Annotated in this window: 19 protein-coding genes and 1 riboswitch; of the genes, 8 read left to right on the forward strand and 11 right to left on the reverse strand. The window is 37.0% G+C overall.

What is annotated here, in order from left to right; all coding sequences use genetic code 11:
• Nucleotides 1-138 precede the first annotated feature (138 nt).
• From QM491_RS24820 to gloA2, 9 genes are all read right to left on the reverse strand, one after another.
• Entirely contained in the window at nucleotides 139-480 is a 342-nt protein-coding gene (locus QM491_RS24820) for a heavy-metal-associated domain-containing protein (RefSeq protein WP_283330264.1), read from the reverse strand.
• A 94-nt stretch (nucleotides 481-574) separates the two neighbouring features.
• Entirely contained in the window at nucleotides 575-814 is a 240-nt protein-coding gene (locus QM491_RS24825; protein ID WP_283330265.1) for a heavy metal-binding domain-containing protein, read from the reverse strand.
• A 45-nt stretch (nucleotides 815-859) separates the two neighbouring features.
• On the reverse strand, nucleotides 860-3,109 hold the full coding sequence (locus tag QM491_RS24830) for a TonB-dependent receptor (RefSeq protein ID WP_283330266.1): 2,250 nt from the start codon (nucleotides 3,107-3,109) through the stop codon (nucleotides 860-862).
• Between the two features lie 92 nt (nucleotides 3,110-3,201).
• Nucleotides 3,202-3,636, reverse strand: coding sequence for an HYC_CC_PP family protein (locus tag QM491_RS24835; protein ID WP_283330267.1), 435 nt, complete (start codon nucleotides 3,634-3,636; stop codon nucleotides 3,202-3,204).
• A gap of 3 nt (nucleotides 3,637-3,639) precedes the next feature.
• Nucleotides 3,640-3,966: a hypothetical protein gene (locus tag QM491_RS24840; protein ID WP_283330268.1), complete on the reverse strand. Its 327-nt coding sequence runs from the start codon at nucleotides 3,964-3,966 to the stop codon at nucleotides 3,640-3,642.
• Between the two features lie 126 nt (nucleotides 3,967-4,092).
• Complete coding sequence (locus QM491_RS24845) at nucleotides 4,093-4,425, reverse strand: tRNA-binding protein (protein WP_283330269.1); 333 nt, start codon at nucleotides 4,423-4,425, stop codon at nucleotides 4,093-4,095.
• 311 nt (nucleotides 4,426-4,736) lie between these two features.
• The gene (locus QM491_RS24850; protein ID WP_283330270.1) at nucleotides 4,737-5,558 is read right to left on the reverse strand and encodes an RsiV family protein; all 822 of its coding nucleotides are present in this window, start codon (nucleotides 5,556-5,558) and stop codon (nucleotides 4,737-4,739) included.
• A gap of 11 nt (nucleotides 5,559-5,569) precedes the next feature.
• Nucleotides 5,570-6,454: a DMT family transporter gene (locus QM491_RS24855; protein ID WP_283330271.1), complete on the reverse strand. Its 885-nt coding sequence runs from the start codon at nucleotides 6,452-6,454 to the stop codon at nucleotides 5,570-5,572.
• Nucleotides 6,444-6,833: an SMU1112c/YaeR family gloxylase I-like metalloprotein gene (gene gloA2, locus QM491_RS24860; RefSeq protein ID WP_283330272.1), complete on the reverse strand. Its 390-nt coding sequence runs from the start codon at nucleotides 6,831-6,833 to the stop codon at nucleotides 6,444-6,446. The genes QM491_RS24855 and gloA2 overlap by 11 nt, the downstream gene beginning before the upstream one ends.
• Nucleotides 6,834-7,003: 170 nt before the next feature.
• Between gloA2 and QM491_RS24865 the strand changes: the two genes are divergently transcribed.
• From QM491_RS24865 to gatC, 4 genes are all read left to right on the forward strand, one after another.
• Entirely contained in the window at nucleotides 7,004-7,375 is a 372-nt protein-coding gene (locus QM491_RS24865) for a Rid family detoxifying hydrolase (RefSeq protein ID WP_166553032.1), read from the forward strand.
• 327 nt (nucleotides 7,376-7,702) lie between these two features.
• Nucleotides 7,703-9,199, forward strand: a complete 1,497-nt coding sequence (gene gltX / locus QM491_RS24870) for a glutamate--tRNA ligase (RefSeq protein WP_283330273.1) — start codon at nucleotides 7,703-7,705, stop codon at nucleotides 9,197-9,199.
• A 199-nt stretch (nucleotides 9,200-9,398) separates the two neighbouring features.
• Nucleotides 9,399-9,587, forward strand: coding sequence for a hypothetical protein (locus QM491_RS24875; protein WP_166553033.1), 189 nt, complete (start codon nucleotides 9,399-9,401; stop codon nucleotides 9,585-9,587).
• 26 nt (nucleotides 9,588-9,613) lie between these two features.
• A complete protein-coding gene (gene gatC / locus QM491_RS24880; protein ID WP_283330274.1) occupies nucleotides 9,614-9,901 on the forward strand; it encodes an Asp-tRNA(Asn)/Glu-tRNA(Gln) amidotransferase subunit GatC in 288 nt (95 codons plus the stop codon).
• 248 nt (nucleotides 9,902-10,149) lie between these two features.
• Here the strand turns inward: gatC and metE are convergent, their stop codons facing one another.
• Nucleotides 10,150-12,480, reverse strand: a complete 2,331-nt coding sequence (gene metE / locus QM491_RS24885; RefSeq protein ID WP_283330275.1) for a 5-methyltetrahydropteroyltriglutamate--homocysteine S-methyltransferase — start codon at nucleotides 12,478-12,480, stop codon at nucleotides 10,150-10,152.
• A gap of 486 nt (nucleotides 12,481-12,966) precedes the next feature.
• A riboswitch (cobalamin riboswitch) is annotated at nucleotides 12,967-13,164 on the reverse strand.
• A 323-nt stretch (nucleotides 13,165-13,487) separates the two neighbouring features.
• Here metE and QM491_RS24890 point away from each other — a divergent pair.
• The 3 genes from QM491_RS24890 to QM491_RS24900 all read left to right on the forward strand — a co-directional run bounded on the left by QM491_RS24890 (nucleotide 13,488) and on the right by QM491_RS24900 (nucleotide 16,581).
• Nucleotides 13,488-14,570 carry an efflux RND transporter periplasmic adaptor subunit gene (locus tag QM491_RS24890; RefSeq protein ID WP_283330276.1) on the forward strand — a complete coding sequence of 361 codons (1,083 nt, stop codon included), beginning with the start codon at nucleotides 13,488-13,490 and terminating at the stop codon, nucleotides 14,568-14,570.
• Nucleotides 14,567-15,826: an ABC transporter permease gene (locus tag QM491_RS24895; RefSeq protein WP_283330277.1), complete on the forward strand. Its 1,260-nt coding sequence runs from the start codon at nucleotides 14,567-14,569 to the stop codon at nucleotides 15,824-15,826. The genes QM491_RS24890 and QM491_RS24895 overlap by 4 nt, the downstream gene beginning before the upstream one ends.
• Before the next feature lie 89 nt (nucleotides 15,827-15,915).
• Complete coding sequence (locus QM491_RS24900; RefSeq protein ID WP_283330278.1) at nucleotides 15,916-16,581, forward strand: ABC transporter ATP-binding protein; 666 nt, start codon at nucleotides 15,916-15,918, stop codon at nucleotides 16,579-16,581.
• A 53-nt stretch (nucleotides 16,582-16,634) separates the two neighbouring features.
• Here the strand turns inward: QM491_RS24900 and rpiB are convergent, their stop codons facing one another.
• A complete protein-coding gene (rpiB, locus tag QM491_RS24905) occupies nucleotides 16,635-17,069 on the reverse strand; it encodes a ribose 5-phosphate isomerase B (RefSeq protein WP_283330279.1) in 435 nt (144 codons plus the stop codon).
• 133 nt (nucleotides 17,070-17,202) lie between these two features.
• Between rpiB and QM491_RS24910 the strand changes: the two genes are divergently transcribed.
• Nucleotides 17,203-17,934 carry an LOG family protein gene (locus QM491_RS24910; RefSeq protein ID WP_095166495.1) on the forward strand — a complete coding sequence of 244 codons (732 nt, stop codon included), beginning with the start codon at nucleotides 17,203-17,205 and terminating at the stop codon, nucleotides 17,932-17,934.
• Nucleotides 17,935-17,958 lie beyond the last annotated feature (24 nt).

Here is a 17,958-nt window from a genome sequence, read left to right on the forward strand (position 1 = left end):
TAAGAATCTTGGCAATTTCGGTCGGACTAAATTTGCTCCTTTTCATAATACTTACCTAAAGTTAAAAAATATCACACTTTTTAAACTTTTAATCCGTACTATTTTTGGGGAAGCTTACAATCTTTCACTAAACATATTTTAGTGTTTCATTCCCTTGCTCGTCTTTTGGCAACAACTTGGAAGTTTGCTATGTGCCTCCTCATTTTTTTGTACTTCGTCGGCATCGTAACCTGTCTCTGTAATCACTTTTTTAAGGGCTTCAACATTGGTTTTCTTCGGGTTAAAAGTCACAGAAACGACTTTATCATCCAAATTAAGATTCACGTCTTTAACGCCCTTCGTAAATGCCAAACGTTTCTCGATGCGCTCTTTGCACATTTCACAAATAGCCGATGTTTTGATTTTTACTGTTGATGGATTATCTGCAAATGATAAAAATGTAGTGAGTATCAATACCCACATAATTGCTAGCTTTTTCATGTTGATGTTTATTAGAAGTTTAAAATAACAATTAAATTGGATGAGTTAAGAACAAGACGTCTATGCCACTATATTCTTAACTCATCGTTTTTGCTTACTTTACCTCAGCCAAATCCATACCACAAGATGGGCATTTTCCAGCTTGAGCATACGTTTTTTCTCCCTCACATTTCATTGGGCATTTATAAGCTTTTGTGCTATCGCTGTGTGCTTCTGCATGTTGAGTCGAATCTGCTGCTACAGCTTCTGTTTTTGTTTCTTCTTTCGCAGCTTCTTTTTGTCCACATGATGCCAATCCTGTTGCAAGCATCGCTAATACCAATAGTTTTTTCATGAGTTTGATTTTTAAATTGAGTTTATGAATAAATTTACTTTTATACTAAACTTTCGAAGGAATTTTCCAGCGCATTCCTACGTACACCATTCTACCTGTGATAGGTCCCCACACCATAGAAGCATCAAAATGTTGGCTAAATGGGTTACTAGCACTCATAATTGGATTATTTTGTCTAAATCCTGTCAGGTTTTCCCCTCCAACATATAGCTCCCAACGATAAAACCCTCTGGTAACTTGTGCATTAATATTAGAAAAAGCTGGAGCATATACAGGCTCTGAATCTATGGTTTGAACATGCTCATGGCTTGCATCAGGAATACGACGTTTGCCATTCCACTGCCATGTAAGGTCAAATTTCCATTTGTCAAACTTGGTAGCATAACCTACATTTACGAGAACTCTGTCTCGGTTGACAAACATTTTGGGTAACAAAGCCAATTCTCCTGAGCTTGTCACTATATCATTTTTTACATCAAATAAGCGGTAGGCCAATTTCACATCCATTCGTTTGATGGGAGAATAATTCAGCTCAGCCTGAAAACTGTTAGAATAGCTTTTGCCTCGCTGATTATAAAATTTGATATAATACGCCGATTCCATATCTACAGTCAATTGATTATTGAAATCGGTACGATAATAATCTAAGGTCAAATTGGCATTGCGAGTACCCACTTTAAAGTCATGACTTATACTTGCGCCATAATTCCATGATTCCTCAGGGCGAATTTGATCGAGTACCAATAATTGTCTTGAGTTAACTAACATCGCAAAGTTTTCGGCAATGGCATTGGGCATTCTCCAACCTTTACCTGCGCTTGCCCGCAAATGTGTATTACTCGACAGGTCATATTTTGCATGAATTCTTGGGGTAAAACGATTTCCATAAAGATTATGAAAATCCATACGTCCACCCAAGACCAAGGTGAATTTTTCAGGAATCACATAAGTATATTCACCAAACACCCCTGGCACTAGCTCATTGCGATGAAAAGCAGAATCTAAATAACTTTCACGATATGAATCCGCTATAAAACTTGCTCCTACTTTATAGGTATGATTGGTATTGTCGATGATATTTTGATAAATCAAATTACTATAAAAAGTCTTCTGCAAACCTGTATAACTACGAGATGTCAACCCAAAATACGCATTAGCATCATGCACAGAAGCATTCATTATAAAGCCCAAGCCTTTGTAAGGTTTTTCTGGAAAAAGCGCTGCAATCTTCGCAAATGCCTCTACCCTTTTGGTTCTATTGCCAAACTCGTAATAAGGCTTATTGATAAAATCAGCAGCGTTTTGCCCCCCTGTTCTATTTTCATACAAACCTTTTATGCCAAATTGTGCCATCATACGGTCAGACTGATATTTCCAACGATTGAGTGCAGTAGCCAAACCAAATAACGGCATATCTCTAAACGTATCGTTGTTTTGGTCAATCGAAATACTTTGTCCCGAACCATGCGTCAACAAACCTACCGACCACTTATCATTGAATTTGCGAGCAGTATTAATATTCAACTCCCCACGACCAAAAGAATTGATATAGGTATTCACATACAGTTTGTCTGAATCATCTGGTTTTTGGAGCTCTACATTCAATGCTCCAGTCATTGATTCATAGCCATTTACAACCGAACTTGCGCCTTTTGATACATCAATCGAAGAAATCCAAGTACCAGGAATATAGTTTAATCCAAAAGTAGTTGCCAACCCACGAACACTTGGTATATTCTCCACATTGGTTTGTACATAATTACCTGACAAACCCAACATCTGAATTTGTTTAGAACCCGTAATCGCATCAGCATAGCTTACAGATACAGAAGCATTTGTCTCAAAGCTTTCTGATAAATTACAACACGCAGCTTTTGCCAATGTTTTGGTATTAATAAACTCTGTTTGTATAGGATTTAGTCGGTCGATATTGGTAGGAGATGAAGTAACCGTTACTTCGTTAAGCTGACCAGCTACTTGCAAAAGTACTTTCACAAAACCAGTGGTGTGTACCATAAGCGTATCAGTTTTGTAGCCTACAAAACTTACGATAAGCTCATGATTTTCAGGCTTTTTCGAGATAGAAAAATTTCCCTCTGTATCGGTAAGTACACCACTTTTGGCATTGGCCCAGCGCACACTAGCACCAATAAGAGGCTCTAAAGAGTTATCACTTTTTTGCTCATAAACAGCGCCTTTTACTACTGTTTGAGCCATGATTGAATAAGAAGAAATAAAGAGCAGGATTACTCCAAGAATTATACTAGGAATCAACCCATTATAGGTAGTTTTCATAAAATCTTTCATTTTGAGGAAATATAAAAAGTGAAGCATTTTCAAAAAATGCACACCACTAACACACTAATGATATTATCAAAAGTGTAATCTCAAATGAGGAAAGATTGGATTTTAACAAGAATTTGGCGCCCCGAAGGTGGTGGCGCAGGGGAATGGTAATATAAAACAGAAGCTGTTTCGATAGGTAAAATCTCGTTGCGGAAAACCCACATCGGAGGCATTTGACTTTCCCAAATCAAAGAAACATGGTCAATCGAATCAGTATAGGTATTCTGATTTGATTCTGTTGTTACTTTAGCATGAAAAACCTTATCGTTACAGCATTTTGATTTTTTGTAAGAAGAGGATTTAGTTTGAAATTGCTTTTTTTCTTTAACAGAACAACAACCTCGAACTTTACTTAATGACCAAACTTTCTCTCCTTTGATTTTGCAATAATGCTCATTCATAGCAAAGCCAGCGCTCGAAAGAAGCACTTGCAAAGCCAAAAAAAGGCAAAATATGCGTGAGAGAAAAAGTTTCATAAATTACTTCAAATGGAACAGTGCATTAATAAAATTGATAAACACAACATGAAGACTATTGGCAATCCATTGAATTAACGAATCGGTCACCCTTTTGTCAGAATCATCCGAATCTTGATTCGAATTGTTAGAGTTATTATCTTTTTTGTCCTTGTCTTGATCCAACTTCAATTTTTCCAAACTTTGGCTAGAATCAGCTTTCATTTCTGATTGATGACGGCGATTCTCGAGAACCGTTGTTGGTTCAACCAAGCCAAAACTACTACTACTGACCCATACGCCTAATAGTAATGTTAAAAGCAAAATTTTATTTTGAGTAGATGTTTTCATAAAGAGAAGGTTATCAAGGTCAAAAGAGCATAACTTTAAATGACATTGCAATTTACAAAACTTCTCGATTCGAAAAAAAGTTTCAAACGTTAATATTTGTTAACCCTCTAAAATATAAAATGTTACCTAAAACAGCCTTGCTCCATTAGGAACACTTCGTTCTACAGTCGACAAAACAACCTCTCCGTCACTTTGTTCAAAACCAGTCACCAGCACCTCTGAAATAAAGTTAGCTATTTGTCGAGGAGGAAAATTCACCACACAAATCACCTGTCTGCCGATAAGCTCCTCTTTGGTGTAGAGCTTGGTAATTTGGGCAGAAGACTTTTTAATACCAAGTTCTTCGCCCAAATCCACTTTGAGTTGATAAGCAGGCTTTTTCGCTTTTGGAAAATCCTGCACTTCGATGATAGTCCCCACACGGAGGTCTACTTTTTCAAAATCCTGCCAAGTTATCATTAAATAAATTTCTTGATTCTTGTTAAAAAAAATGCGTAAACGGTCGATGATTGAGTAAACGGTTGACACCTTCCACCCGTTATATCTTACATTTGTTACATATTTCTATACCAAATATTTACAGAAGTAATTGACCCTTAGGTCATCATGAATATTCTACACTAATCACGAATAAACAAGTAATATCATGGGTTACAGATGTACACTTTTACCTTACCCCTTGCAAATTAATAGTTTAATCTTACACAAAAGTTCACTTAAATCTTAAATTAGAGAGAGGCAATTTCGATAGATTTTGCCTCTTTTTTTATTTATTTTTTCAAAATTTCTTTTAAGTCTTCATAAGGAATCTCCAGCTCCGTGACTCCAAAAGCGTAGGCTTTAATTTCATACACATTATACAAAAATTTGAGCCCTTTGGAAGTTAATGTAAAATTATCATTCAGAATAAACTTTGCATTTTCGAAAAAATACCCATGTAGGTCGTCTAATGGCTCATTGGGCTTGAGTTTTTCATTGATTCTAAACTGCTTCTCTGCTATTGCCAGCAATTTTTGGTCAAATCCTTTTTCAAACAAATCTTCTAGTTTTACTCTTTTCAAGGTTTCACGATTGTACACAAAGTAGTATTCCATACTGATAGGATGTGCACCGCCTTTAAACCAATTGGTATTGGCCTTGAGCATCAAATAGGTATCTGTCTGACGTTCGACTTTCAAACTTGCTTCCTCTATCCATGGCATCACAAAAAAGCCTCCAGGATTTTTCTCATTGGCATCTTCCGCATAATTCTTGCCTTCTTCAAGCGTTTGTGCGTATTCTTTGATGAAGGGTTCAGCTAGGTCGTCGACTTTCTTAGCAGGAACAACCGTGGAATCAGAACTATCCTGAAAAATAGCAATCAAATCTGTTTGAATTTGCTGGTCTAATGCTTCATTTTTAAAAAAAGGATACTCAAAACGTACCGTTGCACACAATGAATCTTCTTTTATACAGTTATCGCTTTTCTTTTCAAACTTTTTTAATTCATACGTTAAAGTATCGCTTGTTGCGGTTTCGAATGAATTGCCTGATTTTTTACAGCTTGCCAAGCCAACAACCAATATTGTAATCCCTAATAAGACTTTTTTCATGGGTATATTTTTTATTTTGATTCCTTTTTGATGGAAATATAAATGCCAGAAATAATGATACAGACAATGCCTAGAATAGTAATCGTATCGGGTAGTTTATCACCCAAAATTGTACCAAGAATCATCGCAAAGACTATACTGCTGTAACTTACTACTCCTACGATTCCAGCTTTTTCGGCTCCTAATGCTAGAGTATTGAAAATTTGCACGCCCATCGCTAAAAGTCCCATGAGCAATACCCAAAACCATTGCATGCCTTGTGGCATCACAAATTTTCCTATCATAAAATCCCAGCGATGATCGGTAATCCACTCGCCCAAAATCATGGATACAATGCTTGCCACAACACCTGTAAGCATAAATGACATTACCACAGAACGGGTATCGTAATAGCGTTTTAATTCACGGATTGACAAAAAAGATAGAGCCGTAAAAATAGCATAGTTTAATCCTGCCAAATGATGCTGTATTGGGATACGAACATCAGGCTTAAAAATCAATAGGATTCCAACAAAACCCATCCCAACAGCCGCCCATTGTTTTCGATTGAGGCGCTCATCTTTGGTTAAGAAATAGGAAAAAATAGCAAGAAATATGGGAAATGCTTGTCCATAGGTACTCGTTTGAGCCAAACCAATATGCGTAATGCAATAAAATAAGGTGTACAGAGAAATCGTCCCCATAATACCTCGTAAGGTCAGAAGACCAAACCGCCCTCCTACTTGCTGTAAAGGTCGCTTGACGATGGAGGAAATAATAAAAATTAATCCTACAATATTTCGGAAAAACACCAGTTCGACCGAAGGAAATACTTTGCCCAATACCTTTGCAATGGCGCTCATTATGGCAAAACATAAAGAGGACATTAGCATGTATTGAACACCTTTATTTTTCATAAAACTCTATGGGTAATCCATCAGGGTCGGCAAAAAAGAAAAACTCTTTGCCTGTTGTTTCGTCGATACGAACAGGCTCGCATTCGACCCCTTTTTGGGTAATTAATTGATGTACTAGTTTGACATCGTCGGTTTCAAAAGCAATATGACGCAAACCAACTGCTTCGGGGCGTGACGGACGTGCTGGAGGATTAGGAAAAGAGAACAGTTCTATTTGATATAGACCATTTACTTTCAAATCCAGTTTGTACGAATCTCTTTGTTCACGATAAACCTCTTGTAGAATCTCAAAACCCATGATTTCGGTATAAAACTTTTTCGAAACCTCGTAATTACTACAAATAATGGCGATATGATGAATATGATTGATAGGTAACATGATGGGGATAGTTTAGATAAAAGATAAATGATGTTTGTGCAATACATTAACGATATTGATTACAGAAAGGCATTTAAACATAATCGGATATTTCCTTCCTGATAAAGAATCAAACTTTGTATCTTGCGAGCAAAATCATTTTTTCCGTTAACAAACGTATTAAACTATCCATGAGTAAGCAAATAATTTTCACAGAAAAAGCGCCAGCGGCAATCGGTCCTTATTCACAAGCTGTTCTTTCAAACGGTACTTTATATGTATCTGGTCAAATCGCCTTGGCGTTGGTAGAAGCAGGTGCAAGCATCCAAGAAGAAACTAAACAAGTGATGGAAAACTTAAAAGCGATTCTTGAAGCAGCAAATATGACTTTCGAAAACGTGGTAAAGTGTTCGATTTTTGTAAAAGACATGAACAATTTTGCTTTGATAAACGAAGTGTATGGTAGCTATTTTACGGTTAACCCTCCCGCTCGCGAAACTGTTGAGGTAGCTCGTTTACCTAAAGACGTGAACGTTGAGATTTCTTGTATTGCAGTAGCCTAATTGGCATTCGGGTATCTGCTTTCGGCTTTAATGGTATTCTATTTTAAAATATGATATAGCTCAAAGCCCAGTCCATCCATATATAATAGTAGTAATCGAAGAATTGTGAAAACTGCTGATATTGGATGTTTCATTTCGGATAGGGGTGTCATTGTTTCTTTTGAGTAATAAGCACCCCTATCCGAAATCTCAAATCTCAAATCCGATATAGCCCTGCTCATGGATGGATTTTTCTTGATTCCTCTCTTTCTCTGCTATTTTTCCTTTTCCGTACAATATTCACATAAATCTCAATTATCTTTGCAGTCTGAATAAAACCAAGAGATAATGAGTCAAGAAGTTAGAGTTCGATTTGCTCCAAGTCCTACAGGACCTTTGCATATTGGTGGAGTAAGAACAGCACTGTATAATTATTTATTAGCTAAAAAATTAGGGGGCAAAATGTTGCTCCGTATTGAAGATACAGACCAAAACCGCTTTGTTCCTGGCGCTGAACAATACATCATTGAGTCGCTTCAATGGTTAGGAATCACTATTGACGAAGGCGTTGGTGTAGGCGGTCCACATGAGCCATATCGCCAATCTGAGCGTTCGGCTATTTATCAAGAACACGCCCAAATCTTATTAGATGCAGGCAAAGCTTACTATGCTTTTGATACGTCTGAAGAATTAGACGCGATGCGTGCTACTTTCGAAAGTCAAGGTTCGGCATTCCAATACAATGCTGTAACTCGTACTCGCTTAAAAAACTCGTTGACCTTATCGGAAGAAGAGGTTAAAGCAAAAATCGAAGCAGGCGAACCGTATGTAATTCGTTTGAAAGTACCAGCCAAAGAAGAAATCCGTTTCAAAGATTTAATCCGTGATTGGGTACATGTTCACTCTTCGACAATCGACGATAAAGTTTTGATGAAGTCTGACGGTTTACCAACTTATCACTTGGCAAACGTTGTTGATGACCATTTGATGAATATCACCCACGTAATTCGTGGAGAAGAATGGTTACCTTCGGCGCCATTGCACGTGATGTTGTATCGTGCATTTGGTTGGGAAAACACCATGCCTCAATTTGCTCACCTTCCATTATTGCTTAAACCAGAAGGCAATGGCAAATTATCAAAACGTGATGCAGAAATCGGAGGTTTCCCAGTATTCCCATTAGAATGGACTAACCCTGAAGGCGTAAAATCAATTGGTTTTAGAGAAGAAGGCTATTTGAAAGAAGCTTTAATCAACTTCTTGGCTTTCTTAGGCTGGAACCCAGGCACCGAACAAGAAATTTTCAGTTTGGAAGAATTGACACAGGCTTTCTCTTTGGAGCGTATCAATAAATCGGGTGCCAAATTTGACATTAATAAAGCCAAATGGTACAACGAACAGTATTTACGTCAACAAAGCGATGAGGCTTTGGCATCTCAATACTTGACAGACTTTGAAACTGACAAAGCGGTAAAAATCGTTCACTTATTCAAAGAACGTGTAACATTCCCTCAGCAAATTGTATCAGAAGCTAATGCGCTATTTGTAGCTCCAACAAGTTATGACCAAGCGGTTATTGCTTCAAAATGGAACGACGATGCTAAAAAAGCAATCACTGCTTTCAAAGAGGCATTGCCAGCTTTAGACAATTTTGTAGCCGACGAAATCAAACATACCTTATCAGCCGAATTAGAAAAACTAGGCATTAAAATGGGGAAAGTTATGCAGGCACTTCGTGTAGCTGTTACAGGTGCAGGTGCAGGTCCTGACTTGATGCTCTTGATGGAGATTATCGGCAAAGATGCCGTTATTCAACGCCTTGATACAGCATTGACTACCTTGTAGTTTGCTACTCAATAAAGCTTGTTTAACACGGTGTTTAGGATTTTTGATTTTGTAGGTAAGTAATAGTTTTTTTACCTTGAATCTTTACTGCTTTATCTCTCAAAGATAAATTAGTAAATAAATGATTAAGTGCTTAATTTAGACCTTTGAGAAGTATTTGAGTAATTATTTTCTCACCTCAAAATTTCTAAACTACGTTATGGCAAAGAAAAAAGACAACGCAAAAAATGAACTCCCGAAAGTTCATGACGAACTTGCTGGATTCGATATAACAATCAACTCTTTCGGAGAAATCAATCGAACTGTTGACATCAATAAAATCAATGAGTTTTTGAATAAACACATGGATGATAAAAAGTTGAGAGGTCGTGATGATTTAGAGAAATGAGAATCTGTTAACTAAATTATTTTCTGATGAAAATCGACAAAGAAGCTTTACAGAAGATTGCTCATTTGGCAAGACTCGAAATGCCCGCATCTACTGAAGATGAAATGATGGGTTCGCTCAACTCTGTGTTGACATGGATGGAAGAACTCAATGAGGTTGACACGGCAGACATAAAACCTTTAACGCACATGAGCCTTGAGGTAAATGCTTTGCGTGAGGATAAAGTTATACCAAACATCTCTCGTGAACAAGGTTTGAAAAACGCGCCAAAACAAGACGGTGAGTATTTTAGAGTTCCGAAAGTAATTGAGTGATTTAGCGAATGAGTGATTGTTTTTATCTACAAACAGTTGGTAAGAATACAATGCCTTTCGTCTAAAAATTACAATATCAAAAAAGCGGTCGAAAAATAATTTTCGACCGCTTTTTTGATATTGGAGAATAACCCTAATCCCAAAATTTTGATTGAATGAGATTATTACGCTACTTTTAGATGCAAAGCATTGCGTCTCTACTAGTGAAATATAAAATATAATCACCAATCACTCAATTAGAGAAAGGCTTATTTTACTGTTGCACCAACTTCGACTCTTAATGCTTCAGCAGCGCCTACCATGTTTTTCAAGGCTTTTTCGGTTTCTTCCCAATGACGAGTCTTCAGTCCACAATCAGGATTTACCCAAAGGTTTTCTAATGAAATATAGGTCAATGCTTTTTCCAAAAGGGTTGTAATTTCTTCCACCGTCGGTACTCTTGGGGAGTGAATATCATATACCCCTGGTCCAATTTCGTTTGGATATTTAAACTCAGCAAAAGCATCCAATAATTCCATTTGCGAACGAGAAGTTTCTATCGTAATTACATCAGCATCCAAATCAGCAATCGAATCAATAATATCATTAAATTCTGAATAGCAAGCATGTGTATGTATTTGCGTACGATTAGATACGCCTGAAGCACTCAAACGAAAGGCTTTAACAGCCCAATCCAAATAAATTGGTGCATTTTCTTTTCTTAAAGGTAAACCTTCACGTATGGCTGGTTCGTCAATCTGGATAATTTTTATGCCTGCTTTTTCTAAAGCAACAACTTCCTCACGGATAGCTAATGCCAACTGAAATGCTGTTAATCGTCTTGGTTGGTCGTCTCTCACAAATGACCACTGCAACATCGTTATAGGTCCTGTGAGCATTCCTTTCACAATTTTAGAAGTTTGTGATTGTGCATATTTCGTCCAGCGAACTGTCATATCTCCTTTGCGCTCAATATCTCCAAAAATAATGGGAGGTTTCACACAACGGCTGCCATAACTTTGTACCCAGCCATTTTGAGAAAATACATAACCAGACAATAGCTCACCAAAGTATTCAACCATATCATTACGCTCGAACTCGCCATGAACTAATACGTCTAAGCCTAATTCTTCTTGCCAGTGTATGGCCTTTTTGATTTCAGTTTCTACTTCTTGTGTATACACTTCATCAGAAATTAGACCTTTTTTATAATTAGCTCTCAACTGACGCACTTCTGTCGTTTGTGGGAAAGAACCAATCGTTGTTGTAGGCAATAATGGCAACTGTAATAATTCTTTTTGAATCGACTGGCGAAGTGCAAAGGGTACTTCACGCTCAAAATCGGCGTTTTTAATCCCCTGAATTTGAGACTTAACCGTTGCTCTGTGAATTAGTGTTGAAGATTTTCTACTTTCAATAGCCTGTTGATTTTCAGTCAAAATAGATGCTAAACTGCTAAACAATTGTGGTTTGGTCAGATCAGCTAAGGTACGCACCTCTTTCAATTTTTGTTTAGCAAAAGCCATCCAGTTTTTAATCGTCGGAGTTAATACACTTTCATCTTTTTCCAAATCCAAATCGTAAGGCGTATGCAATAATGAACACGATGGTGCAATCCAAACACGCTCTTCTCCAAGTTTTGAAAGGGCTTTTTCAATAAAACTTAAAGAGTTCGTAAAATCATTTTTCCAAATATTTCGACCATCTACTAAGCCCAACGAAAGTTTGGTTGTTCCATTAACAAAAGCCTCTTGATTGAGAATATCGCCTAATTGTGAAGGGCAACGAACTAAATCAATATGAATACAATCGACAGGGAGGCTCAAGATAGTAGATAGATTATCGCCAGAACATTCAAAATAAGTCGCCAAAACGATTTGAAGGGCAGGCAATGCTTTTCTAATTTGCTGATAAACTTCTTGGAAAACAGCTCTTTCTTTTGTCGACAAATCCATGACCAAATAAGGCTCATCAATTTGAATGGTATGTGCGCCACGACTTTCAAGTTCCTGTAATAACTCGATATAAACAGGCAACAAACGCTGAATCAAGTCAAGACGATTAAATCCTTTTTCCTTTTCTTTTCCTAAAAGTAGATATGAAACAGGGCCAATCAAGACAGGCTTAGTAGTAATATCCAAGCGTTTAGCCTCTTCAAACTCTTGAATGGGTTTATTTGAGAATCTATAAAACTGTTGATTTTTAGTAAATTCAGGGACGATATAGTGATAATTGGTATCAAACCATTTAGTCATCTCGCAGGCTACGACGTCAAAACCTTCTTTCTGATAACCGCGCGCCATAGCAAAATAAATATCTAATTCTTTGCTAGATTTTCCATCAACTAATGCCTGATAACGTTGTGGAATTACGCCTAGTGTCAATGACAAGTCCAGTACATGATCATACAACGAAAAATCGTTACTTGGAATAAGGTCAATGCCGTTTTCCTGCTGAACTTTCCAGTGTTCTAATCTCAACTGATAAGCTTGAGACTGTAATTCTTCTTTACTGATTTTGCCTGACCAGTATTGTTCGCAGGCTTTTTTGAGTTCTCTTTTGCTACCGATACGTGGATAGCCAAGGTTGTGAGTAAGCATGTTGGTTGAATGTTTAAAAATGAAATACTCAACCATTTAGGCACAACACACAAAACCTTCAACGAATGGAACAGATTTTTCAAAAGCTTTCAGGTATCAGCTTTTGGCTTTCTCAAAAGCAAACATCACAAAACACCACATTTTGATGTTTAACAAAAGCTGACCTGAATTTATATCAATAGAGCTTATTATTTTTATGAGTATGTTTAAAAATTTTATCTGGCATTTGTAGAAAAAACAAATTTTCATTTTGACACTCCTTACTTTTCTTGTCTTGACACAAGAAAAGTAACAAAAGAAAGTCAAGAAATCCTAAACTCGCCTGCGGCTCAAACAACAGGATTTCAGAAAAACAAATAGATACTTTTATTTTTCAATGACTTATAAAATTTAAACATAGTCTTAAAATCACTAATGTGCTCAATCACTCATTCGTAAATGAGTTTGAAAAACCAATGCGCGTCCAATACCCTATTCGTGAGAGTCTTGTCATTGAGAAAAGTAGCAAGTCTCCTGACTTATAACATCGTTGTACTCCTTCTCATTCCAGCTGGAACAATGGATATATTGTACACGACTTGCTCCAAAGAGCGGTTAAATACAGTAGCACGTCTGTTCGTGATTCACACACGATTCCTTTTTAAACCAAAGCATTGCTTTGATACTACATTTCCGATTGATGTGTAAAATGGATAGGACAAAGGTAGATTGCCATAAAGATATATTTTTACACTTTACTGATTTTTACTAAAAAATTAGATACTTAAATAAAAATATTCAATATATTTAGATATTTTATCCTTAAAAATAAAAAATATAGACTTATTTATCTTTTTACAGATTATACAAAAATGAAGCTTCATATAATACTTGAATGAGTTTTTGACCATAATCAAGACAAAAACCAATTATCCTCATGATTGTATCTGGAAAATCTTTTTAATTTTAACTATTCAAATAATTGGGATAGTTGATTTTTCTCCATCCTATAAAAGTTGACACGCAAAATGAAACATTGGTTGACAGGAATTTTATTGGTAGGTCTAGTAACAGGCTGTAAGAAAAAAGTAGAAACGATTTATCCTCAAATTCAGGCAATTTCTGAATCTGTTTATGCCTCAGGAATTGTAAAAAGTGTCAATCAATATCAGGTTTTTCCCAAAAATACTGGCGTTATTTCTTCTTTGAAAGTGAAAGAAGGGGATTATGTCGAAAAAGGTCAAATACTTTTTGAAATCGCCAACCCTAGTTCAAAACTCAATATCGAAAACGCAGAATTAAGTTTTGAAAATGCGTCAGTCAAATCTAATCAGGAACGTTTAAGAGATGCTGTTATCGCCAAAGATTTAGCTTATCAAAAACTTCGTTCAGACTCCTTGCTTTGGCGTCGACAAAATGCTCTTTGGCAACAACAAATCGGAACAAAAGTAGATCAAGAACAGCGTGAACTAGCCTATCATAACTCCCAAACAGCCTTCCAATCAGCCGAAATACGAGTGAGTGAATTGCGTCGTCAGATTAAATTTTCTGCTGAACAATCTGCCAAAAATGTCGCTTTGGCCAAGAGTATTGCATCTGACTTTGCCGTTCGAGCCGAGGTATCTGGACGTATTTATAGTTTTTCGAAAGAAATAGGTGAAATGGTTTCTATCCAAAACCCTGTGGCAATTATCGGCGACGCAAAAGCTTTTATACTTGAATTACAAATCGACGAAGATGATATTACTCGTGTCAAAATCGGGCAAAAAATATTGCTTACCTTAGATAGTTACAACAAGCAGGTATTTGAGGCAAAAGTTAATAGCATAGATCCTTTGATGAATGAAAAAACTAGGACTTTTACGGTAAAAGCTACCTTCATAGCACAGCCTCCTGTTCTGTATCCCAACCTCAATATCGAAGCTAATATCATTACTGCTGAAAGACCAAAGGTATTGACCATTCCAAGAAATTATTTGGTTGATGAACAGTTTGTGGTAGACAAAGATGGTCAAAAAAAAGCGGTAAAAGTTGGGCTAAAAGACTTCCAACGTGTCGAAATTTTATCAGGAATCACTGCCCAAGATGCTATCCAAAAACCTACACTATGAACTACCCACTGATTTGGAATATTGCTCAATCGCTATCTTTGGCTCGTTGGAAACAAACCTTGGTGGCGGCCGTTGGTGTGATGTTTAGTATTACCATGTTTATTGCGTTGTTGGGTTTTATGAATGGGCTCAACGACCTATTGGATAGCTTGGTATTGAATAGAACACCACATGTGCGACTTTTTAACGAAATAAAAGCTAATAAAAATCAGCCTATTTTGTTAGATAACCATTATAAGAAATATCACAATTTTATCAGGTCTATCAAGCCCAATGGTAAAAATGCCCAGATAGCCAATAGCGTCGCTATAATTAGTAAGTTAAAAACAGATACACGAGTATTGGGCATTTCACCCAAAATGATTGCACAAGTATTTTTCAATGTGGGCGAAACGGATGTAACAGGCGTAGTCAACGGCATAGATGTGGAAGCAGAAGCAAGACTTTTTGCTTTTGGAGATTATGTAACGTCGGGTTCATACATAGATTTGAAGAATATCCCCAATAGTATTATTTTGGGAAAAGGCTTGGCGGACAAAATGCTAGCCAATATTGGCGATGTGGTACAAGTAACCACCGCCAAAGGTGATAGATTTCCCTTGAAAGTTGTAGGATATTTCCAATCGGGACTGGGTGAGATAGACAAAGTTCAGAGTTATACTTCTTTAAAAACTGCTCAAAAGCTCATCGGACAAAGCAATGCTTATGTCACAGATATTCAAATCAAATTGCATGATTTGAATATGGCACCTTCGGTAAGCAAAGAATATGCACAAATTTTTGGCACAGATGCTGAGGATATTCAAACTGCTAATGCACAGTTTGAAACAGGTAGCAGTTTGCGTAGTTTGATTTCGTATGCAGTCGGCATTACATTACTCATAGTGGCTGGTTTCGGGATTTACAATATCTTGAATATGTTGATTTATGAAAAAATGGATACCATTGCTATTCTGAAAGCTACGGGTTTTGCAGGAAGCGATGTCAAAAAGATATTTATTACCATCGCTATTAGTATTGGTATATTGGGTGGTTGCACGGGATTGTTTTTCGGATTTCTATTGTCACTATTAATCGATAATGTACCCTTCAAAACGGCAGCTTTACCTACAATAAGTACCTATCCAGTGAATTATGACTTAAAATATTACTTGATAGGTATCACTTTTTCCTTGATTACAACGTATTTGGCAGGTTTGTTTCCAGCAAGAAAAGCTAGTAAAATTGACCCAGTAGATATTATTCGGGGTAAATAATTTTTGGACTGTTGGGTCTCAGCTATCGGCATTCAGCAAGAACCAAAATTTCCAACTATCCAATCCGAAATTTAAAATCACGAATCGAAATGTTGCTTGAAGCCAAACATATCAATAAAAGTTTTCACGACCCTGTGACGGTACCTATTTTGAAAGATGTAAGTATCGAAATACCTAAAGGTCAATTTACCTCTATTGTCGGAAAGTCAGGTTGTGGAAAATCGACCTTACTCTACATCCTTTCTACGATGGATACCGACTATGAAGGTGAATTATGGATTGATGGGGAAAAACTTACTGGTAAAACCGAAGCTGAATTGGCTCGTGTACGCAATGAAAAGATTGGATTTGTTTTTCAATTTCATTACCTCCTCAACGAGTTCAGCGTGCTCCAAAACGTCATGTTGCCAGGACTAAAACTAGGAAAGATTTCTCATCAAGAATTAGAACATCGAGCCATTGAGCATTTGCGAAAGCTGGGGATGGATAGTAAGGCACTAAAAAAAGCCAATCAACTGTCAGGTGGCGAAAAACAGCGTGTGGCGATTGCACGAGCACTTATCAATGACCCACTGATTATTATGGGTGACGAACCTACAGGAAATTTGGATAAGAAAAATACGGAGGTAGTTTTTGATATATTCCGTCAATTATCTGAAGAGTACAAACAGTCTTTGTTGATTGTGACGCATGACCCTAATTTTGCAGAAAGAACACAGCAAATCATTGAGATGGAGGACGGAAGAGTGATTTGATAATTTGGAGATTAGCGTATTTTCTAATCTCCAAATTATCGAAAAATCCTCAATTAGCATGGAATTTTATTCACACGCAATTGGTGGCGACCACCTTCAAATTCTGTATTCAAGAAAGTATCTACAATTGCAAAAGCTTCTTCTAAGCTCACAAATCTAGCAGGTACACAAACGATATTCGCATCGTTGTGCAAACGTACTAAATTGGCTACTTCTGTGTTCCAAGCCAAACCCGCACGGATTCCCTGATGCTTGTTGGCTGTAATAGCCACACCGTTGGCACTTCCGCACAACAAGATACCCAAATCAAACTCTTTTGTTTCAACTGCCGATGCTACTGGATGAGCAAAGTCAGGATAATCGCAAGATGCAGTGCTGTATGGACCAAAATCTTTTACATCGTAACCTTTTGATTGTAAATAATTTACAATTTCTGCTTTGTACTCAAAACCTGCGTGGTCACCTCCGATGGCAATTTTCTTTGACATTTTTGAAAAAAATTCAGTGAATGTGTAACAAAAAATATTTTTTTTACGTTAAGCTTTTTTGGTGCTTAGTGCAAAGGTACTGACCATTGTGCAAGAAACCATTATTTTGTAACGATAAAAACCGGAAAAAGCTATGACTGAAAGAGAAAGCGAAAAGTTGTTGAAAGAAGAAGACAAAATTAAAAGAGCTTTTGTTGACCACACTTGGGCAGAAATTCGTTCTGAAGAATCGTGGAGAGTATTCAAGATTATGTCAGAATTTGTAGAAGGTATCGACAAAATGGCAAAAATCGGCCCTTGTGTTTCGATTTTTGGTTCTGCTCGTACAAAACCCGACAACCCTTATTATATCATGGCTGAGGAAATTGCCGCTAAATTGGTTCGCCATGGATATGGTGTAATAACTGGCGGTGGACCTGGTATTATGGAAGCAGGTAACAAAGGTGCTAAACTACAAGGAGGAAAATCTGTTGGTTTGAATATCGAATTACCATTTGAACAACATCCTAATCCATATATTGACAATGACAAGAGTATCAATTTTGACTTTTTCTTTGTACGCAAAGTAATGTTTGTCAAATACTCACAGGGCTTTATTATTATGCCAGGAGGCTTTGGTACACTCGACGAAATGTTTGAGTCTTTGACTTTGATTCAAACACATAAGCTTGGTCGTTTCCCAGTCGTATTAGTGGGTAAAGAATATTGGGGTGGCTTGCTAGATTGGATTAAAACGACGATGGTAAATGCTGGTAACATCAATCCAGATGACTTGGATTTGATTTCATTAGTAGATAACCCAACCGACGCTGTTCGTGTAATTGATGATTTCTATTCGAAATATTTGTTGAAACCGAATTTTTAGTGTGTGGAGTGGCAAAGGCACAAA

This window comes from Flectobacillus longus (genome assembly GCF_030056705.1).
GTDB classification, from domain to species: Bacteria; Bacteroidota; Bacteroidia; order Cytophagales; family Spirosomataceae; genus Flectobacillus; species Flectobacillus longus.

Coding starts and splice junctions, on each gene's coding strand:
- gloA2 (WP_283330272.1), bottom strand. CDS start 6,833: ATGTTACCTATCAATCATATTCATCATATCGCCATTATTTGTAGTAAT.
- metE (WP_283330275.1), bottom strand. CDS start 12,480: ATGCTTACTCACAACCTTGGCTATCCACGTATCGGTAGCAAAAGAGAA.
- gltX (WP_283330273.1), top strand. CDS start 7,703: ATGAGTCAAGAAGTTAGAGTTCGATTTGCTCCAAGTCCTACAGGACCT.
- QM491_RS24890 (WP_283330276.1), top strand. CDS start 13,488: ATGAAACATTGGTTGACAGGAATTTTATTGGTAGGTCTAGTAACAGGC.
- QM491_RS24840 (WP_283330268.1), bottom strand. CDS start 3,966: ATGAAAACATCTACTCAAAATAAAATTTTGCTTTTAACATTACTATTA.
- QM491_RS24845 (WP_283330269.1), bottom strand. CDS start 4,425: ATGATAACTTGGCAGGATTTTGAAAAAGTAGACCTCCGTGTGGGGACT.
- QM491_RS24820 (WP_283330264.1), bottom strand. CDS start 480: ATGAAAAAGCTAGCAATTATGTGGGTATTGATACTCACTACATTTTTA.
- QM491_RS24900 (WP_283330278.1), top strand. CDS start 15,916: ATGTTGCTTGAAGCCAAACATATCAATAAAAGTTTTCACGACCCTGTG.
- rpiB (WP_283330279.1), bottom strand. CDS start 17,069: ATGTCAAAGAAAATTGCCATCGGAGGTGACCACGCAGGTTTTGAGTAC.
- QM491_RS24855 (WP_283330271.1), bottom strand. CDS start 6,454: ATGAAAAATAAAGGTGTTCAATACATGCTAATGTCCTCTTTATGTTTT.
- QM491_RS24910 (WP_095166495.1), top strand. CDS start 17,203: ATGACTGAAAGAGAAAGCGAAAAGTTGTTGAAAGAAGAAGACAAAATT.
- gatC (WP_283330274.1), top strand. CDS start 9,614: ATGAAAATCGACAAAGAAGCTTTACAGAAGATTGCTCATTTGGCAAGA.
- QM491_RS24895 (WP_283330277.1), top strand. CDS start 14,567: ATGAACTACCCACTGATTTGGAATATTGCTCAATCGCTATCTTTGGCT.
- QM491_RS24850 (WP_283330270.1), bottom strand. CDS start 5,558: ATGAAAAAAGTCTTATTAGGGATTACAATATTGGTTGTTGGCTTGGCA.
- QM491_RS24830 (WP_283330266.1), bottom strand. CDS start 3,109: ATGAAAACTACCTATAATGGGTTGATTCCTAGTATAATTCTTGGAGTA.
- QM491_RS24875 (WP_166553033.1), top strand. CDS start 9,399: ATGGCAAAGAAAAAAGACAACGCAAAAAATGAACTCCCGAAAGTTCAT.
- QM491_RS24835 (WP_283330267.1), bottom strand. CDS start 3,636: ATGAAACTTTTTCTCTCACGCATATTTTGCCTTTTTTTGGCTTTGCAA.
- QM491_RS24825 (WP_283330265.1), bottom strand. CDS start 814: ATGAAAAAACTATTGGTATTAGCGATGCTTGCAACAGGATTGGCATCA.
- QM491_RS24865 (WP_166553032.1), top strand. CDS start 7,004: ATGAGTAAGCAAATAATTTTCACAGAAAAAGCGCCAGCGGCAATCGGT.